Raw genomic sequence first — 282 nt, 5'->3', positions numbered from 1 at the left:
GGTCAGCACTTGTTCGATCTTGACGTCGCTGCCCCAGTATAACCAACCACTGAATACCACAGAGATCACTAATAAAATTGATGCTACACGTTGGTTCATTACTTACGGCCTCCTTTTGCGCAGATCTTGGCAAGGTCTTGCTGTTTGCCAACAAGACGGACAGTGCTATTTTCAGAGGTAAACTGTGGACCGTGAATGTAGCTTAAATAGAGTTGTTCTGATTGGCTTGCCGTTGCAATGACTTCAACGGGATCGGACTCATCCGTATAAGCGGTCATGTAA

1 pseudogene is annotated in these 282 nt (G+C 45.7%); it reads right to left on the bottom strand.

The features are described 5' to 3' along the window. Window positions 1-98 precede the first annotated feature (98 nt). Window positions 99-282: pseudogene (locus tag AB4585_RS26995) on the bottom strand (transcriptional regulator); the annotation flags it as partial.

It is taken from the genome of Vibrio sp. 10N.222.49.C9 (genome assembly GCF_041474985.1).
GTDB lineage: Bacteria > Pseudomonadota > Gammaproteobacteria > Enterobacterales > Vibrionaceae > Vibrio > Vibrio crassostreae_C.
The sequence above is the reverse complement of the archived record's forward strand: the minus strand, read 5'-3'. Positions and strand labels throughout refer to the sequence as shown.